The sequence below is a fragment of the Streptomyces sp. NPDC060027 genome, assembly GCF_042737005.1.
GTDB lineage: Bacteria > Actinomycetota > Actinomycetes > Streptomycetales > Streptomycetaceae > Streptomyces.
Window position 1 is genome coordinate 1 of record NZ_JBHWVI010000046.1, and the last position, 26,006, is coordinate 26,006.

Genomic DNA, 26,006 nt, shown 5'->3' on the forward strand with positions numbered 1-26,006 from the left:
GGTCCCCCGTACCCCCCGTGCCCCTCGCCTCGGTTTCCCCGTGTCTCCCGGGCGATGACCTACTCGGCCGGCGTCACCGGTGCCAGCGTCCCCGTGCGGGCCGCCTGGCTGTACCAGTGGGCGCTCGACTTCGGGGTGCGGATCTGGGTCGCGTAGTCGACGTAGACCGCGCCGAAGCGCTTCTCGTAGCCGTAGGCCCACTCGAAGTTGTCCATGAGGGACCAGAGGTAGTAGCCGCGGACGTCCGCGCCGTCGGCGATCGCGCGGTGCACGGCGGACAGATGGCCGTTCAGGTAGGCGATGCGCTCGGGGTCGTGGACGCGGCCGTCCGGGTCCGGCTTGTCGTCGTAGGCGGCGCCGTTCTCCGTCACGTACAGGGGCAGGCCCGGAACCTCCCGGGTGTAGCGCATGATCAGGTCGTGCAGGCCCGTCGGGTCGATCGTCCAGCCCATCTCGGTGCGCTCGCCCGGGGTCTGGTGGAACGCGACGTCGTCCGCGCCCGGCCAGGGGGAGTGCGAGCTGGCGCCGTGCCCGTCCGCGCGCGGACCGTCCGCGGGCGCGGCGGCCGCCGAGACCAGCGTCGGCGTGTAGTAGTTGAGACCGAGCGCGTCCAACGGCTGGCGGATCGCCGTGAGATCGCCGTCCTGGACGTACGACCAGTCGGTGACCGACCGCGTCGCCGCGAACAGGGTCTGAGGGTAGGCGCCGTGCAGCATCGGGCCGTGGAAGACGCCGTTGGCCAGGTCGTCGATGCGCTGGACGGCGTCGAGGTCCGCAGGGTCCTGCGAAACGGGCCTGACCACCGAGGAGTTGAGGCTCACCGCAACGGAGTTGCGGGACGGCATCACGGAACGGAGCGCCGAAGTGCCCAGACCGTGCGCCAGGTTCAGATGGTGGGCGGCGCGGAGCGAAGCCGCCGGGTCCGTCCGGCCGGGGGCGTGCACCCCGGAGCCGTACCCCAGGAAGGCGCTGCACCAGGGCTCGTTCAGCGTGATCCACTGCTCGACGCGGTCGCCCAGCGCCTCGCCCACGATCTGCGCGTACTCGGCGAAGCGCAGCGCCGTCTCGCGCTCGGGCCAGCCGCCCGCGTCCTCCAACTCCTGCGGAAGATCCCAGTGGTAGAGGGTGACGGCCGGCTTGATGCCGTGCGCCAGCAGCTCGTCGACCAGACGCCGGTAGAAGTCGAGGCCGCGCTGGACCGCGGGGCCCCGGCCGGTCGGCTGCACCCGCGACCAGGAGACCGAGAAGCGGTACGCGCCCAGTCCGAGGTCCGCCATCATGGCCACGTCGTCGCGGTAGCGGTGGTAGTGGTCGACAGCGATGTCACCGTGCTCGCCGCCGGCCGTTTTGCCAGGTGTATGACTGAAGGTGTCCCAGATCGACGGCGTTCGGCCGTCTTCCCGCACCGCACCCTCGATCTGGTAGGCGGAGGTCGCCGCACCCCAGAGGAAGGCCGGAGGAAAAGTCACGGGTGTTGCGGACTCAGGCATGGAAGCGCTCCCAAGGGGGTCGTGAAGACCGACGAGTTGGAGGTGGGGAAGTAGAGGCGGAACAAAGGGGCCGAGGCGGCGTGACCCGGCCCCTGGAAGGGCGGTCAGCCCTTGATCGCGCCCTGCATGATCCCGCCCACGATCTGCTTGCCGAACAGGAGGAAGGCGATGAGCAGCGGCAGGGTGCCGAGCAGCGCGCCCGCCATGATGACGGCCTGGTCCGGGATGTAACCGGTGCCCAGCGAGTTGAGGGCGACCTGCACCGTCGGGTTCTGCTGGTTCAGGGCGATGATCGGCCACAGGAAGTCGTTCCAGGCCATTACGAATGTCAGCAGGCCGAGCACCGCCATCGCCGGGCGCGCCGCCGGGAAGACGACGTGCCAGACCACGCGCAGACTGTTCGCGCCGTCCACCCGCGCCGCCTCGATCAACTCGGAGGGCAGGGCCTGCACCAGGTACTGCCGCATGAAGAACGTGCCGAAGGCGCTCACCAGGGTGGGCAGGATGACCGTCTGCAGCTGGTTGGACCAGCCCAGGTCGCTTATCCACAGGTACAGCGGTACGACGGCGAGCTGCGGCGGGATCATCATCGTCCCGATGGTCAGCAGCAGCAGGAGGCCGGAGAACTTGAACCGCAGTTTGGCGAAGGCGAACCCGGCGAGCGTGGAGAACACGACCGTGCCGATGGTGATGGTGCCGGCGACGATCGTGGAGTTGATCATCGCGGTGCCGAGCCCGGCCTGGTCCCAAGCTGCCTCGAGGTTCTTGAACAGGTTCCCGCCGAACCACAGCGGCGGCGGTGTCTGCGCCAGCCGCGCGCTGTTGCGCGAGGCCGCGATGGCCGTCCAGACCAGCGGAGCGAGCGAGACCAGCGCGAAGACGGTCAGGACGACATGGGTGACCGGACCCGCGTGGAGCTGCTTGCCCGCGCCGAGCACCCGGCGGCGTCCGGGCTCGCGCTTGTCCGGGGTCGGCTTCGCGTCTGCCGGGGGGACAGTCAGTTCAGTCGTGGTCATTGGGATTTCCTCAGCCGTCGGGTGATCAGCAGGTTGATCGCGGCGATGATCAGCAGGATCAGGAACATCGTCCATGCGATCGCCGACGCCTTGCCGAGGTTGCCGATGTTCCAGCCCTGGTCGTACATGTACAGGCCGAGCGTCTGGTACTGGTGCGCGGAGCCGCCCTTCGAGCCGCTGACCCCGCCGAACAGGAGCGGTTCACCGAACAGCTGGGTCGCGCCGATCGTGGACACGACCACCGTGAACAGGATCGTCGGTCGCAGCATGGGGATCGTCACGTGACGGAACTGCTGCCAGCGGTTGGCGCCGTCCAGCGACGCCGACTCGTACAGGTCGGCGGGGATCGCCTGCATCGCCGCGAGGTAGATCAGCGCGTTGTAGCCGGTCCACCGCCAGATCACGATCGAGGAGACGGCGAACTGGCCGCCCCAGTCGGACTCGCGCCAGTTGATCGGGTCGACCCCGACGAAGTGCAGCAGCCAGTTGATCATGCCGCCGTCCCACGAGTACAGCAGCGTGAAGACCAGCGTCGCCGCCGCCACCGAGGTGGCGTACGGGGTGAGCATCACGACCCGCCACACGGTCGAGCCGCGCAGCCGGTAGTTGAGCAGGTGGGCGATCCCGAGCGCCATGATCAGCTGCGGCACTGTGGAGATCACGCCGATGGTGAAGGTGTTCCCCAAAGCGTTCCAGAAGAACTCCGAGGACAGCAGGTTCGTGTAGTTGTCGAGGCCGACCCAGGTCTGGTGGTCCAGGCCGGACAGCTGCACGTTGTGCAGCGAGTACCAGGCCGTGTACAGCAGCGGGAACAGCCCGAAGGCTCCGAAGATGATGAAGAAGGGGGCGACGAACGCGTACGGCGACGCCTTCATGTCCCAGCGGTACAGCCGGCTGCGCCAGGAACCAGGGCCCGGCGGCGGCGTACCGCGACCCTGAGCGCCCCGGGCCGCGCCCGGCTGGGAGCCGGGCGCGGCGTCGGCGCTCGTCGCGGGGTGCGCGAGAGCCTGCTTGGAGCTGGTCACTGGCCGAGCACGTCCTTGACCTCAGCCTTTGCCGCGCTCCAGCCCTGGTCGGGGGACTTGCCCTTCTGCTCGACCTGGAGGATGCCCACGTCGGAGATCGCGGTGTTGATCGGCTGGTCCTTGGTGCCGAAGTACTGGACCGGGATGGTCTTCGCCGAGTCGCCGAAGATCTGCGTGATCGGCGCGTCGGAGAAGTACTCCGTGGTGGCGGCGGCCGGCTTCAGGTCCGCGTACGCCGACGGGGTCGACGGGAAGCTCGCCTGCTTGGCGAAGACCTTCGCCTGCTGCTCGGGCGCGGTCAGCCACTTGGCCAGCGCGACGGCCTCCTTCTGGTGCTTGCCCGCCGTCGGCACGCCGATGAACGAGCCGCCCCAGTTGGCCGCGGTCGGCGCGGCGGCCACGTCCCACTTGCCCTTGCCCGAGTCACCGGACTTCTCCTGGATGTAGCCCATCATCCAGGCGGGGCAGGCCACGGTCGCGAACGAGCCCTTGGCGAAGCCCTGGTCCCACGTCGGGTCGAACTGCTTCAGCTTCGCCGACATGTTGCTGGTCGCCACCGACATCGCGGTGTTCCAGGACTTCTTCACCCCCTTGGACTTGTCCCAGATGACGTTGCCGTCCTTGTCGTAGTACCGCTCGCTCTCGCCCCCGAGCGCCGCGTTGTAGACCGAGGAGGCGGAGTCCACGAACTTGGTGCCGCTCGGCGCCTTCTTCATGTAGTCCTTGCCGACGGCGACGTACTTGGACCAGTCGCCCTTCCACTGCGCGGCGAGCTTGACGCGGTCCGTCTCCAGACCGGCCTTCTCGAACAGGTCCTTGCGGTAGCAGATCGCCATCGGGCCGATGTCGGTGCCGAGCGCGATCGTCTTGCCGTCCTTGGTGGTGGCCTGGGACACCTTCCAGTCCAGGAACTGCGACTTGTCGACCTCCTTGCCGAGGTCGACGAACTTGTCGGCCTGGGTCTGGACGGCCTCGGTGACGTTGCCGACCTCGATCGCCTGGATGTCGTCGGTGCCGGCGCCGGCCTGGAGACGGGTGAGCGTCTTGGGCCAGTAGACGTCGGTGCGGGTGGTGACGTTCTCCTTGATGGAGATCTCGGGGTGGAGCTTCGTGTACTCGTCGTAGAGGCCGGCCTGCTTGTAGCCGAAGACGCCGAAAGTGCCTATGGTCAGGGTCGTCTTGCCCTTGCCACTTCCACTGCCGTTGTCCGACGAGCCGTCGTCCGGGTCGCTGGAACAGCCGGCCAGCAGTCCCGTAGCGAGCGCGGCGACGACCGCGATGGCCCCCAGCCTGCGGGACCGGCGGGTACTCGTGCGCATTGCGTCCTCCTGTTGCCTGACGTGCCGACCCCCCGGCCAACTGCATTGGTGGCGCCCGTTGTTTCTCGCTGCGGCTCGGGCGGGGAACGTGCGGGATGTGTATGTGTCAGGTACTGTGGGAGCGCTCCCACAGGTGATGTGTTGAAGAGTCGTCGGTTCCAGCGGGGGTGTCAAGGGTGGGGGAGCGGAGAGATGCGTTCAGTTATCGGCCTGTTAGCTGAAGATGTCATTCCGCCACATGGCCGGAAGAGTCTTATAGCTCGTTCGGCGTCCGAGGGCGAGTGGTCGGTGCTGCAGGGGCTCCTGAGGTGGCGGCCCGGTGACGCTCGCCTCCTCGGGTGAGGCTGTTACATTCCAGGCCACTTGGTGTCGACGGGAGGCGGAGCCCATGGCAGTCCACGGAGCGCGGGGCCGCAGCGGCGGGCGGCCGACCCTCGAAGAGGTGGCCGCACGCGCCGGGGTGGGCCGTGGCACGGTCTCCCGGGTGATCAACGGCTCCCCGCGGGTCAGTGACGCGACCCGTGCCGCGGTCGAGGCGGCGGTGGCGGAGCTCGGGTACGTCCCGAACACGGCGGCCCGCGCACTCGCCGCCAACCGCACGGACGCGATCGCCCTCGTCGTCCCCGAGCCGGAGACCCGCTTCTTCGCGGAACCGTACTTCTCGGACATGCTGCGCGGTGTCGGTGCCGAACTCTCCGAGACCGAGATGCAGTTGCTGCTGATCTTCGCGGGCAGCGACCGGGAGCGCCAGCGCCTCGCCCAGTATCTGGCGGCGCACCGCGTGGACGGCGTCCTGCTGGTGTCGGTGCACGCCGACGACCCGCTCCCCGATCTGCTCTCCCAGCTGGAGATCCCGGCGGTGATCAGCGGCCGGCGCTCGGCGGAGGAGACGCTTCCGTCGGTGGACTCCGACAACTACGGCGGCGGGCGCGCGGCCGTGGAACACCTGATCGCCCGGGGCCGCCGTTCGATCGCCCACCTGGCCGGCCGCATGGACGTCTACGGTGCCCAGCGCCGCGTCGACGGCTACCGGCAGGGCCTGCTCGACGCGGGCCACGCGGTGGACGAGCGGCTGATCGTCCCCGGCGACTTCACCGAGGAAGGGGGCCGGCGTGCCATGTCCCTGCTGCTGGAGCGGTGCCCCGATCTCGACGCCGTCTTCGCCGGCTCCGACGTGATGGCGGCGGGCGCCCGCCAGGTCCTGCGGGAGAGCGGCCGCCGCATCCCCGACGACGTGGCGCTCATCGGCTACGACGACTCGGCCATAGCCCGCCACATGGACCCGCCCCTCACCAGCGTCCGCCAGCCCATCGAGGAGATGGGCCGCGCGATGATCGACCTCCTCCTCGGCGAGATAGCGGACCGCCGTCCCGCGATCTCCCGGGGCCTGGAGAAGCGCCAGCTGGTGCTGCCGGCGGAACTGGTGGTGCGGGCGTCGTCGTAGGGCGCCCGGCTTCAACGGGGAACGTCTGGTCTGCGGCTTCTGTCCTCCTGGGGCGGCCGGGTAGGGCAGGCTGACGTCCATGGTCCTCCACCCCTTGCTCGGAGTCGATGAAGTGCCCGCCGTGGAAACGCACTTGGGGCGGGTGGGTGAGGTGTTCAGGGTGTTCGGGGACCAGGACTCGGGGTGTGTGTCGTACGGGGTGCGGCTGCTCGACGGCGCCCGCTGGTTCGTCAAGGAGGCGGTCAACGAACGCGGCCGCCGGTCACTCGACCGAGGTTGGGCATTTCACCGGGCCGTACGGCACGCGGCGATCGTGCCGCAGGTCCACCGGATCGCCGTGCGCGGGGGCTGGGCGGTGGTCATGCCCTGGCGCTCGGGCGAGGTGCTGTACCACGCCACCGTGGGCGGACCCCGTGACCGTACGAGCCCGGGCAGCCCGATGTCCCGCTTCCGGTCCCTGCCCGCCGCCGCCGTCCTGCGCGCCTTCGACCGGGTCCTCGACGCGCACCTCGCCGTGGAGGCAGCCGGCCATGTCGCCGTCGACTTCTACGACGGCGCGCTGCTCTACGACTTCAACGCCGGCGCGATCCACCTCATCGACCTAGACGAGTACCGGCCCGGCCCCTTCGTCCTCGCCGACGAACGTCTGCCGGGCTCACGTCGCTTCATGGCCCCCGAGGAGTTCGTCCGCGGCGCCGTCATCGACACCCGTACGACCGTGTTCACCCTCGGCCGAGCCGCTCGCCTCCTGCTCGACGCGGGGGACGAGGAGCGTGCCTGGCGCGGGACCGGGCGGCAGCTGGCGGTCGTCGAACGCGCGACGTTTCCCGCCCCGGACGACCGGTTCCCCGACGTGCACCGCTTCGCGGCCGCGTGGCGCGCCGCCGACGGAACCCGGGACGCGGCCCGAGGGACCCGGGAGAGGTGAGATCACCGCCGTACGGTCAGCTCCCAGCGGACCTCGCCGTCCTGGACGCTGCCGGTCGGGGAGAGCCCCGCGGCGGCGGCGACGGCGGCGGACGCGTGGTGAGCGGGGTGCACATGGGCCACGACCGTGCGGACGGGGAACGCGCGGATCACGTGGCGGACCAGCGACCGCGCCGCCTCCACCGCGTATCCCCGCCCCTGCCAGGGCGTGCCCACCACCCAGGCGATCTCCGCGACCCCTCCCGAGACGGTCGCCTGGACCGTCCCCACCAGGAATCCCTCCGTACGCTCCCGCAGAACCCAGTTGCACCAGAGCACGGCGGGATCGGGGGACCCCGCGACGAGGCGTTCGTACCGCGACCGCAGCGCCTGTGGAGTGGACGGTTCCCCGCCGATGAACGTGTGCAGCGCCGGATCCGACAGCACCTCGGCCATCTCCTCGGCGTGCTCGGCCCGCAGCGGCACGAGATCGAGCCGCGAGGTGCTCTCGGCCTCCATCACCACTCCCGTTTCGCCCGCCGCACGGACCGATGGTCTCCTGGAACGCAATCAGCCGGTGACCTGTTCAACAGGTCACCGGCTGATTACTCAGGGTGAGTGACGGGACTTGAACCCGCGGCCACCTGGACCACAACCAGGTGCTCTACCAACTGAGCTACACCCACCGCGTCCGGTCTTTGGGATTTCCCTGACCGGCCGAGAAAAAGTGTACAGGGTCTGAAGGGGTGCTCGCGCACGCCTTTTTCCGGGGCCCATCAGGGCCCCGTCGAAGGCCTATTCGGCGGGCAGGACGTGCTTCGCCGCGATGGTGCGGGCGGTGTCCGAGTCGGGACCGGGCTGCGGGACGAAGATCGCCTCGCGGTAGTAGCGGAGTTCGGCGATGGACTCGCGGATGTCGGCCAGCGCGCGGTGGTTGCCGTTCTTCTCCGGACTGTTGAAGTAGGCCCGCGGGTACCAGCGGCGGGCCAGCTCCTTCACGGAGGAGACGTCCACGATGCGGTAGTGGAGATAGTCCTCGAGCGTCGGCATGTCGCGCAGCAGGAAGCCGCGGTCCGTGCCGACCGAGTTCCCGCACAGCGGGGCCTTGCCCGGCTCCTTGACGTGCTCACGTACGTAGGAGAGGACCTGCTCCTCGGCGTCCGCCAGGGTCGTACCCCCGGCGAGCTCCTCCAGCAGACCGGAGGCCGTGTGCATCTGGCGCACCACGTCCGGCATCGTCTCCAGGGCCGCGTCCGGCGGGCGGATCACGATGTCCACACCTTCGCCGAGCACGTTCAGCTCCGAGTCGGTGACCAGTGCGGCCACTTCGATGAGCGCGTCATCCGACAGCGAGAGTCCGGTCATCTCGCAGTCGATCCACACCATGCGATCGTTCATGTGTCTCACCCTACGGCCCGCCCCGGTCGGGTGGACCCGCCCGTGCGCCCCGCCGGGTCGGCGGATCGCGCCGGGGCCGGGCCCACGTGCGAAGAGGCCCGCACCCGAAGGTGCGGGCCCCGCGCGTCTTCCTGTCGCCGGACTACGGCGCGCTGCGCTGTCCGGGCAGGCTCGGCCTGCCCGCGGCGTACAGCTCCGGGCGTTCCCGCATCGCCTCCGCGGAGAGCGACGCCGCCGCGCCCAGGGCGCCGGCCGCCGCGGTGCGGCGGGTCTGCATCGGGACCGGGCCCGGGTGCTCGTGGTGCACCGAAGGTGGCGGTCCGACGTGGCCCGTCGGTCCGTCCGGCTCCGACGAGCGCTCGGCCTGTGGCCTGCGGGCGCGGTACGCCGCCCGGTACGCCGCCGGGGACGAACCCAGCTGGCGCCGGAAGTGACCCCGCAGCGCCACCGGCGAACGGAAGCCGCAGCGGCCCGCGACCTCGTCGACCGAGTAGTCGGAGGTCTCCAGGAGGCGCTGCGCCTGCAGGACGCGCTGAGTGATCAGCCACTGCAGGGGAGCGCTTCCGGTGAGCGAGCGGAACCGGCGGTCGAAGGTGCGGCGGCTCATGTAGGCGCGTGCCGCCAGTGTTTCGACGTCGAACTGCTCGTGGAGATGCTCCAGCGCCCAGGCGACGACCTCCGCGAGGGGGTCGGCGCCGATCTCCTCCGGCAGTGACCGGTCGAGATAGCGCTCCTGGCCGCCGCTGCGCCGCGGTGGCACCACCAGTCGCCGGGCGAGCGCACCGGCCGCTTCGTTGCCGTGGTCCGTCCGCACGATGTGCAGACAGAGGTCGATTCCGGCCGCCGTGCCCGCCGATGTCAGTACGTCGCCGTCGTCCACGAAGAGCTCGCGGGGGTCGACGTGCACCGACGGATAGCGCTTGGCCAGGGTCGGTGCGTACATCCAGTGGGTGGTCGCCGGACGGCCGTCCAGTAATCCGGCCGCCGCGAGCACGAAGGCGCCGGTGCACAGTCCGACTATCCGGGCGCCCTCCTCATGGGCGCGGCGCAGTGCGTCGAGCGCCTCCTCCGGTGGTGGCGAGGTGATCGACCGCCAGGCGGGCACGACCACCGTGCCTGCCCTGGAGATCGCTTCCAGGCCATGTGGTGCGGTGAGTTCCAGGCCCCCTGTGGTCCGCAGAGGGCCTTCCTCGCCGGCACACACCAAAAGGCGGTAGCGCGGCACGCCGGCGTCCTGGCGGTCAATCCCGAACACCGACAACGGTATGGAACTCTCGAAAATGGGGCCGCCGCTGAACAGCAGCACCGCGACGATCTCCTTGCGGCGTCGCCCGGACAGCTTCCGGGCCGCGGCTTCCGGCGCGGCAGTGGAGTCGTGGCTCATCCTGCTAAGCCCCCCTCGGTGGTCGCGGCTCCTCGGTTGTGTCGCTCCTGCACGTTTCCCCTCGGTCCTGCACGAGTCCCCCGCCGTAAGACAAGATCGAATCTACTGTGTCCCGTGGCGCCAAGGTGACCAGTTCGGTACTCCGTAGAATGTCGACATGGCAACTTGGCGTGAAGCATTCGATCACGAAGCGTTGCACTCGTGGGCCGTGCAGGGAAGTGCGCCTCGTGGCAGTGGCCAATCCACGTAGGGTGTGCGCGCCCTCCGTACCCCTTTCGGTGCAGGTGGAACGGGGGTTGGGGGGTCGTTCGAGCAAGGGATGCGCCACAACCAGAAGTTGGCTGAAAAGAAGCGCAAGCGTGCACGCAAACCGGTCAGTCGACCGGCTTGTTCCCCGTACTGTGCCGGCCGCCACGGTGAACTCCCGCGCCGCTCGCGCCGCGTGGATCCGCCCCCGCCCCCGCTCCCGCTCCACTCCCGCGTCCGGCGCCCCACGGGCCGGTCCTCCCGTGCCGTCCGCGCTGCTGCGGTGCCCGCTGCCGCACGCGCGAGCGGGACGCGCCCCGCTGCTCCTCGGCCAGGAGCGCCGCGCCCCGCTCGGACCGGCGCAGCAGGACCAGGCAGGCCCCGGTCACGGCCGCCAGACCGAGGGCCGTGCCGGCCGCGCCGGCGAGCGAGGTGCCGTACCAGAGGAGGACCACCGGGACCAGGACGCAGCTGAAGGCCGCCCAGCGGACCACGTCGCTCACCGTGTCCGTCGCCGGCGCCGCCGGGGGGTGCGTTCCGGGGCGCGATCCGGACGGCGGCGTCGCGGGGGCGCCGGGGGGTGTCGAGGGGACGGTGGAACGGGGGGCGGTGTCGGGTCCGTGCACGTGCTGCTCCCTGGTACTCACGTGCTGCTCCTGGTGCTCCGGTGTGCTCCATGCTCTCCATGGCGGTGGCCGCGACCGGTTCAACGCGTGTTCGACCGGCCGGTCACTGCCCGGCCGGTGGCGGGTCTGTCCGGAAGAGGCGCGCGCGACCCCCTGCGGCGATGGAAGTCCGGCCGCCGGGTGAACCCTGTGCAAACCGCCTGTACGGGGCAGCAACCATTGCGTTACGGGCGCCCTCTCATGCATGCTCCCTGGAACGCCGTACAAGGCGCGCAGGATCTGGGCAGAGGAGGAGTGCCGCCGTACCCTTGGGGGTATGGGGTTGGGAAGATGTTTCCCAGACACAGCTCTGCCGATCGTTGTCGTCCCCACCACGAGGATCCAAACGCCGAGACACCCATGGCCGGTCACGAATTCTTCGATAACGCGGACCGCAAGCGCCCGCTCGCCGATCCCACGGCGGCCGAGCCCCTGGCGGCGGAAGAACCCCGCCAGCCCTGCGATCCCGCCTTCAAGCACGGCGTCGTCGTCGGTTTCGACGGTTCGACGTCCAGCGAGCGTGCCCTCGCCTACGCGATCGGGATGGCCCACCGCTCCGGTTCGGGCCTGATCATCGTCCATGTGGCCAACCGGCTGCCCACCACGGTGTGGGCGGGCTGTGAGCCGCCGGTCTTCGTCGACGTTCCCGACCACCGCACCGAGGTGCTGGGGCTGGAGCTCGCCTGTGCCGAATACCTCTCCGAGGTGCCCTGGATCCTGGTCGAGCGCGGCGGCGACATCTGCCACGAACTCGAAGAGGTGGGCCGGGAGTACGAGGCGGACGCGATCGTCGTCGGCTCCACGCACGGCATCGTCGGGCGGATCTTCGGCTCGGTCGCGGGCCGGCTGGCCAAGCGCGCCAAGCGCCCCGTCGTCGTCATTCCGTAGCGCGCCGTCGCCCCCGGTGGGACGAGCCCCGGGAACCGACGCCTTCCGTGTGCGGTGAGTGAACCTACCCGCGCGTAGAGGTGTTTGTGCCTTTGTGAAGGGCATATACGGGACGCCGGTCCTTCAGCGGCGACCGGTACGACACAGCACAACCGCACAGGCATGGAGGGAGCCCGCCGTGGACAACGCCGAACTCGCCGAGGCGGGCGGCTGGTTCGCCGTCGCGGCGGGCGCGGTCGCCCGGTGCGCGGCGACAGCGGCTCTCGCCCACCGGCCCACGGTACTTCCACGACGCGCCGCCGGCCGGGGAGTGACGGCCACCGGCTGACATCGGCGCGGGTCGGAGTATTGGGCGGCTCCGGCCCTTCATGAACGATCCCCGTGCGCGGGTGGCGCGCACGGGGATCGTTCATGTCCGTTCCGCGGCAAGGGACTTGCCGGACGGAGTACTACTCGACGGTGACCGACTTGGCCAGGTTGCGCGGCTTGTCGATGTCCCGGCCGAGCGCCAACGCCGTGTGATAGGCGAGGAGCTGGAGCGGGATGCCCATCAGGATCGGGTCCAGCTCGTCCTCGTTCTTCGGGACGACGATCGTCTGGTCGGCCTTCTCCTGGTGCTGGTGCGCGACCGCGAGGATCTGGCCGCTGCGGGCCTTGATCTCCTCGAGGGCGGCGCGGTTCTTCTCCAGCAGGTCGTCGTCGGGGACGATCGCGACGGTGGGCAGCGCGGGCTCGATGAGCGCCAGCGGGCCGTGCTTGAGCTCGGAGGCCGGGTAGGCCTCGGCGTGGATGTACGAGACCTCCTTCAGCTTCAGGGAGGCCTCACGGGCCACCGGGTAGCCCCGGACGCGGCCGATGAAGAGCATCGAGCGGGCCTCGGCGTACTGCGCGGCCAGCTTCTTGATCTCGTCCTCCTGCTCCAGGATCTCGGCGATCTGGGCGGGCAGCCTGCGCAGGCCCTCGATGATCCGCTTGCCGTCGCGGACCGACAGGTCGCGGGTGCGGCCGAGGTGCAGGGCGAGCAGCGCGAAGGCGACGGTGGTGTTGGTGAAGCACTTCGTCGAGACGACGCAGACCTCGGGGCCCGCGTGGACGTACATGCCGCCGTCCGCCTCACGGGCGATCGCCGAGCCGACGACGTTGACCACGCCGAGCACCCGGGCGCCCTTGCGCTTCAGCTCCTGGACGGCGGCCAGCACGTCGTAGGTCTCGCCGGACTGGGAGACGGCGATGTACAGGGTGTCGGGGTCGACGACCGCGTTGCGGTAGCGGAACTCGGAGGCCGGCTCGGCGTCCGCGGGGATGCGGGCCAGCTCCTCGATCATCTGGGCGCCGATCATGCCCGCGTGGTACGAGGTGCCGCAGCCGAGGATCTTCACGCGGCGCACGGCGCGCGCGTCGCGGGCGTCCAGGTTCAGGCCACCGAGGTGGACCGTGGAGAACCGGTCGTCGATGCGGCCGCGCAGCACGCGGTCCACGGCCTCGACCTGCTCGTGGATCTCCTTGTGCATGTACGTGTCGTGGCCGCCCATGTCGTACGACGCCGCCTCCCACTCCACGGTGGTCGGCTCGGACGTCGTGCGGGTGCCCTCGGTGGTGTACGTCCGGAAGTCGTCGGCCTTGAGCGTGGCCATCTCGCCGTCGTCCAGCGTGACTATCTGGCGGGTGTGGGTGACCAGCGCGGCGATGTCCGAGGCGACGAACATCTCCTTCTCGCCGATGCCGAGCACGACCGGGGAGCCGTTGCGCGCCACCACGATGCGGTCGGGGAAGTCGGCGTGCATGACCGCGATGCCGTAGGTGCCCTCTATGACGCGCAGCGCCTCGCGGACCTTGTCCTCCAGCTTCTCCTGCCGGGAGCGGGCGACGAGGTGGGTGAGGACCTCGGTGTCTGTCTCGGAGAGGAACTCGACGCCGTCGGCCTCGAGCTTCTTCCGCAGGTCGGAGGCGTTGTCGATGATGCCGTTGTGGACGACCGCGACCTTGCTGTCGCCGGACATGTGCGGGTGCGCGTTCTCGTCGGAGGGGGCGCCGTGCGTGGCCCAGCGGGTGTGGGCGATGCCGGTGGTGCCGGCGAAGCGCTTGGGGACCTTCGCCTCCAGGTCGCGGACCCGCCCCTTCGCCTTGACCATCTTCAGGCCGGCCGACTTCGGGGAGGTCACGACTATGCCCGCCGAGTCGTAGCCGCGGTACTCCAGGCGCTGAAGGCCTTCGAGGAGCAGCGGGGTCACATCACGCCTGCCGATGTATCCGACGATTCCGCACATATACGTAAGGTTCCTCAGCCGTAGACGATGCGGCGGAGCTGCCTGAGCGTGAGCTCCGGCGGCGCGACCGCGCGATATTTCAGGTCCGCCTCGATCCGTTCGAAGATCGACTCGTTCACCAGGCCCTGGGCCTGGAGCTCGCGGTGGCGGCGGCGGACGAACTCCTGGGTCGTCTCGTCGAAGTAGGCGAGAACGTCCTGGATCACCCGCAGCGCCTCACCCCGGTTCAGGGGGGTCGACCGCGTCAAATGATCAACGAGTTCGTCGTGCACCCGTTGATCCTGGGGTACCGGAAGGCGATTCGCAAGAATCCTGCCCGATATCGGGCAAGTGCTTGTTGAATCTCTCATGGTGTGCTGTTTGCAGGCTGTCCATCCGGCGTCCTGCGTCCCGTCGATTGCCCGGAGCAACTTCTGGAGCCATGGACACTCCACCTCGCCTCCTCGCAAGGTGCTGCGGCCTTCAGGGTGGGTGTGAATGTGAACCCCTGCGGTGCAGGGCAGGGGTAATCGTCGTCAGGGTGATTCCTCGTGTGGAACCTCGCAGTCGAGCAGCATGCGCACTGGCGCAGGTGGCGTAGGTCCGCGCCCGGTTTTGCCGAGCAGTTCCGGCAGCTCACCGAGGCCCGGCGTGAGAACGAGTGGCTCGGTGCCGGGAACGCGGACGTTCAGCAACAGGCACTGAAGGACTTCGCCAAGGCCAAGAGCGCCCGCTTCGCGTCCGGGTTCGGTGAGCCGGCCTGGCGTAAGAAGTTCGTGCACGAGGGCTTCCGTGTCATCGGCACCGACCGCGTCCCGGAGTTGGCCGAGGACGGCTCGCCGAAGCTGAACGCGAAGACGGGCAAGCAGGTCATGGGCCGGTCCGTGGTGGTGCGCAAGCTCAACCGCCGGTGGGCGCAGGTCAAGGTGCCCGGCTGCGGCTGGGTCCGCTTCCGCATCACCCGGACCGCGCTGCCCGCCGCGAAGACGTTCCGCGTCACCTACCGCAACGGCCGGTGGCACATCGCCTTCGCGGTCATCCCCGCACCGGTCGAGGCGCCCGGTACGGGCGAGGTCATCGGTGTCGACCGGGGCGTGAACATCACGGCCGCCCTCTCCGACGGGCGGAAGCTGAACTGCCCGCGGCTTACCGTGAAGGAACGCGCGCGGGTCCGTAAACACCAGCGACGTGCCGCTCGTGCCCCGAAGGGAAGCGAGCAGAAGACCGCCGAGTACGCCAAGGTGGCCAGGCTCAAAGCGCGTGAAGTCGACCGGCGCAAGGACTGGTGCGAGAAGACCTCGACGATGCTGGCCCGCACCTACGGCCTGGTGCGGTTCGAGAAGCTGAACATCAAGTACATGACCCGCTCGGCCAGGGGAACCACCGAGCAGCCCGGCAAGCAGGTCAAACAGAAGGCCGGGCTGAACCGGGCGATCCTCGCCCAGGGCTGGGGCCTGCTCCGGCAGCGCACCGGGCACAAGGCCCCGGGCCGGGTCGAAGACGTCCCCGCCCCCTACACCAGCCTGCGATGCAGCGCCTGCGGATGGATCGACAAGAACTCACGCAAGAGCCAAGCCGAGTTCGTCTGCTCCTTCTGCGGCTTCACCTGCAACGCGGATACCAACGCAGCAACCAACGTCGCGGCAGGACAGGGCGGGATTCCTCGCCCCCGGCGCTCAGCCGGTGCCGGAGGGACGACACCGCCCAGACAGCGGTCGAGCGTCCGTGAACCTCAACCCACCTGGGTTGGAATCCCCCTCTTTTCAGAGGGAGAGGATGTCAAGCATGGGCGTACCCGAGCGGCGAGCGGCGGCTGCTCGCCGAGAAGATGACCATGGCCGAGCGGCACGAGTACCTTCGCGCCAAGTTCTCCCGGCGCAACATGATCAGAGGCGGTGCCGTGACCGTCGGTGCCGTCGCCAGCGGTGCCGCCTGGCCCACACTGAAGGTCCGCGGCATCGCCGAGGCCGGTGAAGAGGTCGACCACTTCACGGTCGCGCGCCGGGCCAAGTAGGCCCCGGTGAGCCCGGCAGGCGGGGCGTACCGCCTCCCCGGTCGGCGGTCCCCTCCCGCGAGCCGCGAGCCGCGGTCCTTCCCCGCACCCGTTCCTACAGGCGCTTGAGGACCGCCTGCTTGGCCAGGGTGAACTCCTCTTCCGTCAGGACGCCTTCCCTGTGCAGCTCGCCGAGTTCGCGCAGCCTGCGCAGCAGGGCGTCGTGGTCGGCCTCGGACGCGGGCCCCGGGATCGCCGCCCGGGCCGGCTCCTCGGCCGCCGGCCGGTCCTCCACCGCCGCGGCCGGATGCGGCAGCCGCGCCTGCACGGCCGCGGCGACCAGCGCCATCAGCGGGTCCTTCTTGAAGCCCCACAACTCCACGGAGTTGGGGTCGTACTTCGCCGGCGCCTTGGTCTCGGCGCCCCGTACGACGAAGCGCAGGCAGCCGTTCTCCAGGCCGGCCGCCGGATGCCACTCGACGGCCGTGATGTCGCCGAGGGCGAGCGTGCGGGCGCCCGCCGCCGACTTCGCGTCCTCCGTCTTCCAGTTCCACTCCAGGCGGACGCGCTCGCCGTCGAAGCTCGCCGTGCCGTCACCGGCGGAGGCGGACAGCGGCACCGCCGGACCGGGGAGCAGATAGCCGTCGACCCCGTCGGACGGCACCTGGTCGAGAAGCAGCGCGCTCCGGACCTCGTCCACGAAGTACTCGGCGACGCCGAAACGGTCGGCCTCCACCGTGAGCTGGTACGGGTCGTTCGGCTCCGTGAGCCTGCCGCCCGTCGCCTGGAGCAGCGGGTCGGCGCCGTCGCGCAGCCGGAGCCTGAGCCGCCCGGCCTTCCTGCCCTGCTCCAGCGAGATACTCGCCAACGCGTCGAGCGGCAAGGTCAGTTCACCCAGTGCCTTGCGCAGCAGGCCGACGTTCTTGTCCCGCCCGGGGGTCAGTCGCAGAGCGTCGCCGTCGAAGATCCACGTGCCGTCCCGCTGGATGATTTCCGCCATGAGAGGGATTGTTTCACCGCGTCTGCGGGAGAGTGGTCTCGACCAATTCGAAGGGCACGGCGAAGGGCATGGCCAAGGGCAGGCCGCGGGCCTCCGCCGGGCACCGAAGGGAGCGATGTGAGACAGCACCACAGAACGCCCCGCCTTCTCGGTACGCTGCTGCTCGTGGCGGCAGCCGGTATCTCCCTCGTCGGCGCGACGCCGCCCGCCGCGACCGTCACTCCGCTGGGCCGCGTCGTACCGGCCCCCGCCTCGGTCGACCCGGGCGGATCCCCGTACCGCATCACCGGTGACACCCGCATCCGCGTCGACGACTCGCGCGAGGCCCGCACGGTCGGCGCGTACCTCGCGGACATCCTGCGGCCCTCCACCGGCTACCGGCTTCCCGTCACCTCGCAGGGCGGGGGAGCGATCCGGCTCCGGCTCGGCGGCAAGGGACTGGGCGAGGAGGGCTACCGCCTCGACAGCGGCCGGTCGGGCGTCACCATCACGGCCGGACGACCCGCGGGCCTCTTCCACGGCGTCCAGACCCTGCGTCAGCTGCTGCCCGCCGCCGTCGAGAAGAAGTCCGTACAGCCGGGGCCCTGGCGTATCGCCGGCGGCACCATCACGGACACCCCGCGCTACGGCTACCGCGGCGCCATGCTCGACGTCTCCCGGCACTTCTTCACCGTCCCCCAGGTCAAGCACTACATCGACGAACTGGCGCTCTACAAGGTCAACAAGCTGCATCTGCACCTGAGCGACGACCAGGGCTGGCGCATCGCCGTCGACTCCTGGCCGCGGCTGACGGCCCACGGCGGCTCCACCCAGGTCGGCGGCGGACAGGGCGGGTTCTACACCAAGGCCGACTACCGGGAGATCGTCCGGTATGCCGCCGCGCGCTATCTGGAGGTCGTCCCGGAGATCGACATGCCCGGACACACCAACGCCGCCCTCGCCTCGTACGCCGAGCTGAACTGCGACGGCGTCGCGCCACCGCTCTACACCGGTACCGAGGTCGGCTTCTCCTCGCTGTGCGTGAACAAGCCGCTGACGTACGACTTCGTGGACGACGTGATCCGCGAGCTGGCCGCGATCACCCCGGGCGACTACCTCCACATCGGCGGCGACGAGGCCCACTCCACCAGCCACGCCGACTACGTGACCTTCATGGACAAGGTGCAGCCCGTCGTCGCCAAGTACGGCAAGAAGGTGATCGGCTGGCACCAGCTGACCGGGACCACCCCGGCGAAGGGCGCCATCGCGCAGTACTGGGGCCTCGACGACACCGGCGCCGAGGAGAAGGCGCAGGTCGCCCGGGCCGCGCGGAACGGGACCGGGCTCGTGCTGTCGCCCGCCGACCGGCTGTACCTCGACATGAAGTACACCGCCGACACCCCGCTCGGCCAGGACTGGGCCGGACTCGTGGAGGTGCGCCGGGCCTACGACTGGGACCCGGGCGGCTACCTTCCGGGAGTGCCCGCGTCGGCCGTCAAGGGTGTCGAGGCGCCGCTGTGGACGGAGACGATCGCGACCTCCGCCGACATCGACGTCATGGCCTTCCCGAGGCTGCCCGGGGCCGCCGAACTCGGCTGGTCGCCCGCGTCCACGCACGACTGGGACACCTACAAGGTGCGGCTCGCGGCGCAGGCCCCGCGCTGGGACGCGCTGGGCATCGGCTACTACCGGTCGCCCCAGGTCCCCTGGCCGGCCGGCTAGGAGGCATGCCGACGGGCGCCCCGGAGGACCGTCTCCGGGGCGCCCGCCTGTCCTGGGGGCTCCGGGGGCGTGTCCGCCTGCCCCGGAGCCCGGTGCTCAGAACCCGGCGATCGGGTTCTTCAGCGTGCCGATCAGCTGCAGCGCGCCCGACGGGTCCGTCAGGTCCACCATCTGCCGGTTGTCGCGCAGCTGGAGCCGGTTGAGGCAGGACAGCGCGAACTCGGGGGCGAACATGTCGTACTGCCGGAACTTGTCGTCGAGTTCGGGATTCGCCTCCTGGTACGCGCGCACCGACTCGGCGACCGTCCGCCAGAAGTCCTCCTCGCCGAGGATTCCCTCGTCCGCCAACTGGGCGGCCAGGAACCGGAAGAAGCAGTCGAAGACGTCCGTGAAGATGGACAGCAGCTTCGTGTCCTCGGGGACCTCGACCCGGATCCGCTCGACCGCGGGCGGCAGCACCGCCTGCGGGTCCATCACCGCGATCTCCTCGGCGATGTCCTTGTAGACCGCCCGCCGCACCGCGCCGTCCTGGAGCACGAGGATGACGTTCTCGCCGTGCGGCATGTAGACGAGGTCGTACGCGTAGAAGCTGTGCAGGAGCGGGGTGAGGTAGGCGCGCAGATAGTCGCGCAGCCACTCGACCGGCGTCTGCCCCGACCGCTCGATCAGCGCTCCCGCGAACGAGGCGCCCTCGTGGTCGACATGGACGAGGGACGCCATCGTCGCCAGGGTCTCGCCGTCCTGGAGCGAGGGGACCGGGCTCTCGCGCCACAGCGCGGCGAGCATCTTGCGGTACGGGGAGTAGCGGTCGGTGGCCGCCTCGTACTCCAGGTGCCGGTAGCCGACGGCCGCCCGCTCACGGATGATCGACAGACCGGTGGACTTCAGCACCGGGTCGTTCTCGACGAGCTGGGCCAGCCAGTCGTTGATGGCCGGGGTCGCCTCCATGTACGCGGCGGAAAGACCGCGCATGAAGCCCATGTTGAGGACGCTCAGCGCCGTCTTCACATAGTGCTTCCCGGGGCTGCTGCTGTTGAAGAACGTCCGGATGGACTGCTGGGCCAGGTACTCGTCGTCGCCCTCGCCGAGACAGACCAGGCGCCGCTCGGCCACCTCGGCGGCGAAGGTCACGGACAGCTTGTTCCACCACTGCCAGGGGTGGACGGGGATGAGCAGGTAGTCCTCGGGGTCGAGCCCCTGACCGGTCAGCGTCCCGGCGAACCGCTCGACCGTCTCCGCGCCCAGCTCCTCGCGCACGAAGGACTCGTACGCGATGCCGACGCCGGCCGTGAACGCGGCCCGCGAGCGGTGCGCCGCCAGCCAGACCAGCCGGACCGGGTTCGCGGTCTCGGGCGCGTAGGCGAGGTACTCGTGCACCCCGAAGCCGAGCCGCCCGTTGTTGGCGACGAAGCAGGGGTGGCCCTCGGTCATGCCGGTCTCGATGGCCTGGAATCCGGCGCCGGCCAGCTCGCGGACCGGGATCTGCGGCTTGGTCAGTTTGAAGCAGGTGCCGGAGAGCGTGGAGGAGATCTCCTCCAGGTAGACCGGCAGGACCTCGTCGCTCAGGCCGAGCGACTCCTTCAGCTCGACGAAGAAGTCCAGCGCGGACAGCGGGAGTTCGGTGCCGTCGCGGTGCCGGGTGATCGACTCGGCGGCCACCTGCCAGTGGTCGAGGGAACGCCGCACGGCGCTGTAGCGGTAGCGCGTCAGCCCGTCGTCGCCGCGGACCTCGTAGCGGCCGTCCGGCAGGCTCTCCGGCGTGATCAGCCGCTCGTGGGCGAACTCGGCGAGCGCCTTGCGGACGAGGAGGCGGTTGGCGAGGGCCCAGCGCTCGGGGGAGAGGTGGGCGACGCTGTCGGCGAGGGTCATGCCGCCACCGCCTTCGCGAACTGCTCCCGGGTGCAGAAGCTCAGAAGCGCCTTCTTCTCCGGCTTCTGGATCTCCCGCTCGGGCACGAAGCCGACGGCCTCGTTGAGCGCGTGCACGGCCGTGTTGCTCACATCGGGCTCGACGACGACCCGCTCGGTCGCCGGGTCGGCGAAGAGGTGCTCCATCACCGCGGTGATCACGGCCCGGGTGAAGCCGTGCACGGGGGTGTCGCTCGGCGCGACCAGGAAGTGCATGCCGACGTCGCCGGGCTCCGGCTCGTACAGGCCGACGAGTTCGACGTACCGGGGGTCGTAGCGCTCCATCAGGAAGACGGGCTCACCGTCCAGCACTCCGAGGAAGGCGTCGTGGTGATCACTGGCCGCGATGGCCATGTACTCGCGCTCCACGTCGTGCAGTTTCGCCTCCTGCATCATCCAGAAGGCGGCCTTGGGGTGCGTCACCCACCCGTGCAGCGTGGGGGCGTCCTCGACGGGGTCGAGGGGGCGGACCGTGAAGGTGCCGATGTCGGTGGCGGTGGTCATATGGAGAACTCCTGGAACGCGATGGCCTTCTCGACCGGGTAGTACTCGGTGCCGAGCAGCTCGCGGATGATGTACGCGTTGCGGTACGGGCCCATGCCGAGGTCCGGCGAGGTGATCGAGTGGGTGTGGACGCCCGCGTTCTGCAGGAAGATCCCGTGCCCGGTGGTGTCGATGGCGTAGTTGCGGGCCACGTCGAAGTTGCCCTGGTCGTCGTAGCGCAGCCGGTCGCGGACCGGTGCGAGGAACTCGGGCTCGGCGTACCGGTAGCCGGTGGCCAGGACCAGGCCCGCCGAGCTCAGCTCGTAGTCCTTGCCCTGCTCCTGCTGGCGGAGGCCGAGGGTGTACGTGTCCCCCTCGTGACGCACCGATTCCAGCGAGGAGTTGGTGAGGAGCCGGGCGGGGACCGGGCCGCCGAGGCTCTTCTGGTAGAGCAGGTCGAAGATCTCGTTGATCAGATCGCCGTCGATGCCCTTGAACAGACCCTTCTGCTCCGACTGGAGGCGGTAGCGGGTCGGTTCGGGCAGCGCGTGGAAGTAGTCGATGTACTCCGGGGAGGTCATCTCCAGAGTCAGCTTGGTGTATTCGAGCGGGAAGAAGCGCGGCGAGCGGGTCACCCAGTTCAGCCGGTAGCCGTGGACGTCGATCTCGCTCAGCAGGTCGTAGAAGATCTCGGCGGCGGACTGGCCGCTGCCGACCAGGGTGATCGACTCCTTGGCCTGCAGCTCCTGCTTGTGCTGCATGTAGCGGGAGTTGTGGATGAAGTCGCCGCCGAGGTCCGCGCAGGCGTCCGGGATGTGGGGAGAGGTGCCGGTGCCGAGGACCAGGTGCCGGGCGCGGAACACCTCGCCGGCCTCCGTCCGTACGACGTACACCTCGTCCTCGTACGTCACCCGCGCGACCGTCGTGCCGAAGCGCACGCTGCTCAGCTTCGACGCGGCCCAGCGGCAGTAGTCGTCGTACTCGACCCGCAGCGGGTAGAAATTCTCGCGGATGTAGAACGAGTAGAGACGGCCGGACTCCTTCAGGTAGTTGAGGAAGGAGTACGGGGACGTCGGGTCGGCGAGGGTGACCAGGTCCGACATGAACGGGGTCTGGAGGTGCGCGCCCTCCAGGAACATTCCGGAGTGCCACTCGAAGTGCGGCTTCGTCTCCAGGAACACGCCGTCCAGTTCGGCGATCGGCTCGGTCAGGCAGGCGAGGCCGAGGTTGAAGGGCCCGAGCCCGATTCCCACGAAGTCGTAGGTCTTGTTCGTGGATTCAGCAAGCGCGGTCAAGGGACTCTCCCAGGTACTGCTCGGCGTGGCCGGCGATCAGATCGAGGACGGCGGCGATGTCGTCCGTCGTGGTCTCGGGGTTGAGCAACGTGAACTTCAGGTAGTGGCGTCCGTTGACCTTGGTGCCCGCGACGACGGCGTCACCGGAGGCGAACAGGGCCTTGCGGGCGTACAGGTTGGCGCGGTCGATCTCGGCCGGGTCGGTGACGGCGGCCGGTATGTGGCGGAAGACGAGGGTGGAGAGCGAGGGCTGCACGACGACGTCGAAGCGCGGGTCGGCGGCGAGCAGTTTCCAGCCCTCCGCGGCCAGGTCGCAGACCTCGTCGAAGAGTTCACCGATGCCGTCGGCGCCCATCACGCGCAGCGTCATCCACAGCTTCAGCGCGTCGAAGCGCCGGGTGGTCTGGAGGGACTTGTCGACCTGGTTGGGGATGCGCTCCTCGACCATGCGGCGCGGGTTGAGGTACTCCGCGTGGTAGGTGGCGTGACGCAGCGTCGAGGCGTCCCGGACCAGCAGGGCCGAGGAACTCACCGGCTGGAAGAAGGACTTGTGGTAGTCGACCGTGACGGAGTCGGCCCGCTCGATGCCGTCGATGCGGTTCCGGTTCTTCAGCGAGGTCAGCAGTCCGCAGCCGTAGGCCGCGTCCACGTGCATCCAGGCGCCGAACTGGGAGCACAGCTCCGCGATCTCGGGCAGCGGGTCGATGGAGCCGAAGTCGGTGGTGCCCGCGGTGGCGACGACGGCCATGGGGACGAGGCCGTCCTGCTTGCAGCGCTCCAGTTCACGGGCGAGGGCGACGGTCTGCAGGCGCTTGTCGTGATCGACGGGGATCGAGACGACCGCGTCGGCGCTCAGGCCGAGGAGTTTGGCCGACTTCTTGACGCTGAAGTGGCTGACCTCGGAGGCGAAGATGCGCAGGTCGGCGAGGTGGTCGGTCTTGGCCTCCTCGCGTGCCAGCAGCAGCGCCTGGAGGTTGGACTGGCTGCCGCCGCTGGTGAACACGCCGTCGGCGGAGGGCCCGAAGCCGATGCGCTCGTTCGTCCAGTCGATGAGCTTGCGCTCGATCAGGGTGCCGCCGGCCGACTGGTCCCAGGTGTCCAGAGAGGAGTTGACGGCGGAGAGGACGGCCTCGCCGAGCACGGCCGGAATGACGACCGGGCAGTTGAGGTGGGCGAGGTAGCGCGGGTGGTGGAAGTAGATCGCGTCCCGCAGGTAGACCTCTTCCAGCTCGTCGAGGACGGCCGTGGTGTCGTGCAGGGGCCGGTCGAGGTCGATGCCGTCGATGCGGGGGGCGAGGTCGTCGACCGTGACACCCGTGAACGGGCGGTCGGTGGTGGCGAGTTTGGCAGCCACCCGCTCGACGCCTTCGATCACGGAGCGGCGGTACCGGTCCGCGGTGGTGTCGTTGAGCAGGTGCGAGCGCATGTGGGGGTCCTCCGTGCGGGGGGAGAGTCCGAGCGGGACAGGAGAAAGGGCGGAGTCGCGAGGTTCGACTTAGGTTAACCTAACCTAAGTTGATCACGTGCTCCGCCCTGCCCCCGTCTTTCGTGACGTACGCCTCGTTCCGAAGTGCCGGAGGGCGCCCGCCTGGCCCGCGAACTACTCGCCCTGCTCCCGCAGTTGCTCCTCGCTCAGCCCCTGCCGCCAGTAGCCCACGAAGGTGACCCGCCTGCGGTCGATGCCGCGCTCGCGCACGAGATGGCGGCGCAGTTCCTTCACGCAGCCGGACTCGCCCGCGATCCAGGCGTACGGGGCCTCGGCGGGCGGGAGTTGAGCGGCCCGCAGGGCGTCGAGCGCCGGTGGCGCGCTCCCGGCGCCGTGTTCGTCCCGTACGAGCCAGGTGATCTCGGCGTCGGCCGAGGTCGCCAGATCCAGGATGTCGCCGGGGTGATGGACCTCCAGCCAGGCCCGGACGCGCAGGCCCGCCGGGAGCGATTCGAGGATCGCGGAGACCGCCGGGACGGCCGTCTCGTCGCCCCACAGGACGACGAGGTCCGTGTCCGCGGGCGGCCGGAAGCGGATGGCCCGGTTGTCCTCGACGGCCGGGCCGAGCAGCACGACACGGTCACCGGCCCGCGCTCCGGACGCCCAGCGCGAGGCGGGCCCCGCGGGGACGGCCGCGCCCGGCTCCATGCCGTGCAGCGCGAAGTCGATGTCGATCTCGTCGGGCTCGCGGCGCAGGGCGCGCAGCGTGTACGAGCGCATCACCGCCCTTACGTCGTCGGGCAGTTCACGCCAGCCCTGCCGCCAGTCGTCGCCCAGCTCGATGGGCACGGCCGGCTCGTCCTGACCGGGGTGCGGGAGGAACAGCGACAGGGACTGGTCGCGCCCGTCGGAGTGGAACGCGTCCAGATCGGACCCCGCGAAGGTCACCCGGACCAGAGACGGACCGAGCCGCCTCGTCCGTACGACCCGGAGGGAGAAGAAACGGAACGGGGCGGCTACGGCCGTCGTCATAAGTGCTCCTGAGTCATCGTCAGGCGGTCACGGAGGGGGTGTCAGGCGACCTTCTTCGCGTTCTCGATGGCCTCGGCGAGCTTGTCGAGGATCGGGGTGCACTTGTCGTACGACAGGATCGGCTCGGGCGTCCGGGCGATGACCTGGCCGGCCTTGACGGCGGGCAGCTTCTTCCAGGTGGCCTCGGTGATGTCGGCCGGCTGGATGGTCGAGGAGCGGTCGTCCATGATGATGACGTCGGCCGCGTACTTGTCGACGTTCTCCCAGCTCAGGTTCTCGAACCAGCCACCGCTGGCCTTCAGGGCCTTGGCGGAGGGCTCGACGATGTTCACGCCGAGCGCCTTGAAGTACTCCAGGTCGATGGAGAAGTTGGAGCCGGAGACGTAGAAGATGTCCTGGCTCGCGCTGCCGGCGAGGACCTTGATCTCCGGGCGGGCCTTGGCGGCCTTGCGCAGACGCTCGGCGGCCGTCTCGAACTTCTTCTTCGCCTCGACGATCTTCGCGGACTTCACGTCGGCGCCGAGGGACTCGGCCAGGTCGAGCATCCGCTGCAGGGGCTTGGGCATCTGGATGTCGAAGACGGAGACGCCGACGCTCGGGGCCAGCTTGAGGATCTTGTCCTTGGACTCCTCGGGGACGTACCAGAGGGTGCCCGCGTTGTCGAACATCGTCGAGACCAGGACGTCGGGCGCGAGGCCCGCGTACTTCTCGATGTTGAACTGGCCCCACTCGTTGCCGAGGATCGTCAGCTTGCTGATGTCCATGTCGCCGGCCTGGACATCGGCCTTGCCGTCCTTGGTCCTGGTCGGGCCGAACACACCCTTGACCTCGATGCCGTAGTCGAACAGCGCGGCGGCGGCGCCGGTGAAGGCGACGATGTTCGCCGGGGTCTTGTCCAGCTTCACCGTCGTGCCGCGGTCGTCCTTGAAGGTCCACGGGCCGGACTTCTCGGCGGCCTTCGTCGAGTCCGAGCCACCGTTTTTCGAGGCGTCCTCGTCGCCGCAGGCGGCGAGGACGGCACCGAGGCCGAGGGCGCCGCCCGCGGCGAGGATGCCGCGACGGGTGAGGTGAGTGGCACGGGCGTTGGGCATGAGTGTGGCTGCTTTCGGCACGGGGCGGGAGCGCCCGCCGGACAAGTTCGA

24 protein-coding genes and 1 tRNA gene are annotated in these 26,006 nt (G+C 69.7%); 7 read left to right on the forward strand and 18 right to left on the reverse strand.

Annotated features, from left to right (window positions below; genetic code table 11):
- Window positions 1-59 precede the first annotated feature (59 nt).
- The 4 genes from ACFWBT_RS14575 to ACFWBT_RS14590 all read right to left on the reverse strand — a co-directional run bounded on the left by ACFWBT_RS14575 (window position 60) and on the right by ACFWBT_RS14590 (window position 4,850).
- Window positions 60-1,490, reverse strand: a complete 1,431-nt coding sequence (locus tag ACFWBT_RS14575; protein ID WP_385699669.1) for a GH1 family beta-glucosidase — start codon at window positions 1,488-1,490, stop codon at window positions 60-62.
- 104 nt (window positions 1,491-1,594) lie between these two features.
- A complete protein-coding gene (locus ACFWBT_RS14580; protein WP_385699672.1) occupies window positions 1,595-2,506 on the reverse strand; it encodes a carbohydrate ABC transporter permease in 912 nt (303 codons plus the stop codon).
- Window positions 2,503-3,531: a carbohydrate ABC transporter permease gene (locus ACFWBT_RS14585; protein ID WP_385699675.1), complete on the reverse strand. Its 1,029-nt coding sequence runs from the start codon at window positions 3,529-3,531 to the stop codon at window positions 2,503-2,505. The genes ACFWBT_RS14580 and ACFWBT_RS14585 overlap by 4 nt, the downstream gene beginning before the upstream one ends.
- Window positions 3,528-4,850 carry an ABC transporter substrate-binding protein gene (locus ACFWBT_RS14590; protein ID WP_385699678.1) on the reverse strand — a complete coding sequence of 441 codons (1,323 nt, stop codon included), beginning with the start codon at window positions 4,848-4,850 and terminating at the stop codon, window positions 3,528-3,530. The genes ACFWBT_RS14585 and ACFWBT_RS14590 overlap by 4 nt, the downstream gene beginning before the upstream one ends.
- Before the next feature lie 388 nt (window positions 4,851-5,238).
- Here ACFWBT_RS14590 and ACFWBT_RS14595 point away from each other — a divergent pair, with 388 nt between their 5' ends.
- Window positions 5,239-6,294, forward strand: coding sequence for a LacI family DNA-binding transcriptional regulator (locus tag ACFWBT_RS14595; protein WP_385699681.1), 1,056 nt, complete (start codon window positions 5,239-5,241; stop codon window positions 6,292-6,294).
- Between the two features lie 79 nt (window positions 6,295-6,373).
- On the forward strand, window positions 6,374-7,222 hold the full coding sequence (locus ACFWBT_RS14600) for a serine/threonine protein kinase (protein WP_385699684.1): 849 nt from the start codon (window positions 6,374-6,376) through the stop codon (window positions 7,220-7,222).
- 2 nt (window positions 7,223-7,224) lie between these two features.
- Here the strand turns inward: ACFWBT_RS14600 and ACFWBT_RS14605 are convergent, their stop codons facing one another.
- The 5 genes from ACFWBT_RS14605 to ACFWBT_RS14625 form a co-directional block, all read right to left on the reverse strand.
- Complete coding sequence (locus tag ACFWBT_RS14605) at window positions 7,225-7,719, reverse strand: GNAT family N-acetyltransferase (protein ID WP_385699687.1); 495 nt, start codon at window positions 7,717-7,719, stop codon at window positions 7,225-7,227.
- Window positions 7,720-7,813: 94 nt separating this feature from the next.
- Window positions 7,814-7,886 (reverse strand) — tRNA-His (locus tag ACFWBT_RS14610).
- A 109-nt stretch (window positions 7,887-7,995) separates the two neighbouring features.
- On the reverse strand, window positions 7,996-8,598 hold the full coding sequence (gene orn, locus ACFWBT_RS14615; RefSeq protein ID WP_266759064.1) for an oligoribonuclease: 603 nt from the start codon (window positions 8,596-8,598) through the stop codon (window positions 7,996-7,998).
- Between the two features lie 142 nt (window positions 8,599-8,740).
- Window positions 8,741-9,982 carry a helix-turn-helix domain-containing protein gene (locus tag ACFWBT_RS14620; protein ID WP_385699690.1) on the reverse strand — a complete coding sequence of 414 codons (1,242 nt, stop codon included), beginning with the start codon at window positions 9,980-9,982 and terminating at the stop codon, window positions 8,741-8,743.
- Window positions 9,983-10,356: 374 nt separating this feature from the next.
- Window positions 10,357-10,731, reverse strand: coding sequence for a hypothetical protein (locus tag ACFWBT_RS14625; RefSeq protein ID WP_385699751.1), 375 nt, complete (start codon window positions 10,729-10,731; stop codon window positions 10,357-10,359).
- Between the two features lie 522 nt (window positions 10,732-11,253).
- On the opposite strand from ACFWBT_RS14625, the gene ACFWBT_RS14630 reads away from it, so the two are divergent.
- Both ACFWBT_RS14630 and ACFWBT_RS14635 read left to right on the forward strand, forming a co-directional pair.
- Window positions 11,254-11,781 (forward strand): universal stress protein, encoded by a 528-nt coding sequence (locus tag ACFWBT_RS14630; RefSeq protein ID WP_266759060.1) that lies wholly within the window; start codon window positions 11,254-11,256, stop codon window positions 11,779-11,781.
- Between the two features lie 178 nt (window positions 11,782-11,959).
- Window positions 11,960-12,109, forward strand: coding sequence for a hypothetical protein (locus ACFWBT_RS14635; RefSeq protein WP_385699754.1), 150 nt, complete (start codon window positions 11,960-11,962; stop codon window positions 12,107-12,109).
- 121 nt (window positions 12,110-12,230) lie between these two features.
- On the opposite strand, the gene glmS is transcribed toward ACFWBT_RS14635, so the two are convergent.
- Entirely contained in the window at window positions 12,231-14,048 is a 1,818-nt protein-coding gene (gene glmS / locus ACFWBT_RS14640; RefSeq protein ID WP_385699694.1) for a glutamine--fructose-6-phosphate transaminase (isomerizing), read from the reverse strand.
- 14 nt (window positions 14,049-14,062) lie between these two features.
- Complete coding sequence (locus ACFWBT_RS14645; protein ID WP_326787600.1) at window positions 14,063-14,320, reverse strand: hypothetical protein; 258 nt, start codon at window positions 14,318-14,320, stop codon at window positions 14,063-14,065.
- A 258-nt stretch (window positions 14,321-14,578) separates the two neighbouring features.
- Here ACFWBT_RS14645 and ACFWBT_RS14650 point away from each other — a divergent pair, with 258 nt between their 5' ends.
- Complete coding sequence (locus tag ACFWBT_RS14650; protein WP_385699697.1) at window positions 14,579-15,859, forward strand: RNA-guided endonuclease InsQ/TnpB family protein; 1,281 nt, start codon at window positions 14,579-14,581, stop codon at window positions 15,857-15,859.
- Window positions 15,860-15,861: 2 nt separating this feature from the next.
- Window positions 15,862-16,041 carry a hypothetical protein gene (locus ACFWBT_RS14655; RefSeq protein WP_385699756.1) on the forward strand — a complete coding sequence of 60 codons (180 nt, stop codon included), beginning with the start codon at window positions 15,862-15,864 and terminating at the stop codon, window positions 16,039-16,041.
- A 94-nt stretch (window positions 16,042-16,135) separates the two neighbouring features.
- On the opposite strand, the gene ACFWBT_RS14660 is transcribed toward ACFWBT_RS14655, so the two are convergent.
- Complete coding sequence (locus ACFWBT_RS14660) at window positions 16,136-17,020, reverse strand: DUF4429 domain-containing protein (RefSeq protein WP_385699700.1); 885 nt, start codon at window positions 17,018-17,020, stop codon at window positions 16,136-16,138.
- 117 nt (window positions 17,021-17,137) lie between these two features.
- Here ACFWBT_RS14660 and ACFWBT_RS14665 point away from each other — a divergent pair, with 117 nt between their 5' ends.
- Entirely contained in the window at window positions 17,138-18,721 is a 1,584-nt protein-coding gene (locus ACFWBT_RS14665) for a beta-N-acetylhexosaminidase (protein WP_385699702.1), read from the forward strand.
- Window positions 18,722-18,817: 96 nt separating this feature from the next.
- On the opposite strand, the gene ACFWBT_RS14670 is transcribed toward ACFWBT_RS14665, so the two are convergent.
- The 6 genes from ACFWBT_RS14670 to ACFWBT_RS14695 all read right to left on the reverse strand — a co-directional run bounded on the left by ACFWBT_RS14670 (window position 18,818) and on the right by ACFWBT_RS14695 (window position 25,955).
- A complete protein-coding gene (locus tag ACFWBT_RS14670; RefSeq protein WP_385699705.1) occupies window positions 18,818-20,590 on the reverse strand; it encodes an IucA/IucC family protein in 1,773 nt (590 codons plus the stop codon).
- The gene (locus ACFWBT_RS14675; protein WP_385699707.1) at window positions 20,587-21,132 is read right to left on the reverse strand and encodes a GNAT family N-acetyltransferase; all 546 of its coding nucleotides are present in this window, start codon (window positions 21,130-21,132) and stop codon (window positions 20,587-20,589) included. The genes ACFWBT_RS14670 and ACFWBT_RS14675 overlap by 4 nt, the downstream gene beginning before the upstream one ends.
- Window positions 21,129-22,406 carry a lysine N(6)-hydroxylase/L-ornithine N(5)-oxygenase family protein gene (locus ACFWBT_RS14680; protein ID WP_385699708.1) on the reverse strand — a complete coding sequence of 426 codons (1,278 nt, stop codon included), beginning with the start codon at window positions 22,404-22,406 and terminating at the stop codon, window positions 21,129-21,131. Before ACFWBT_RS14680 ends, ACFWBT_RS14675 begins: the two co-directional genes overlap by 4 nt.
- Complete coding sequence (gene desA, locus ACFWBT_RS14685) at window positions 22,390-23,832, reverse strand: lysine decarboxylase DesA (RefSeq protein WP_385699711.1); 1,443 nt, start codon at window positions 23,830-23,832, stop codon at window positions 22,390-22,392. The genes ACFWBT_RS14680 and desA overlap by 17 nt, the downstream gene beginning before the upstream one ends.
- Before the next feature lie 174 nt (window positions 23,833-24,006).
- The gene (locus tag ACFWBT_RS14690) at window positions 24,007-24,864 is read right to left on the reverse strand and encodes a siderophore-interacting protein (protein ID WP_385699714.1); all 858 of its coding nucleotides are present in this window, start codon (window positions 24,862-24,864) and stop codon (window positions 24,007-24,009) included.
- A gap of 41 nt (window positions 24,865-24,905) precedes the next feature.
- Window positions 24,906-25,955: an ABC transporter substrate-binding protein gene (locus tag ACFWBT_RS14695; RefSeq protein WP_385699716.1), complete on the reverse strand. Its 1,050-nt coding sequence runs from the start codon at window positions 25,953-25,955 to the stop codon at window positions 24,906-24,908.
- Window positions 25,956-26,006 lie beyond the last annotated feature (51 nt).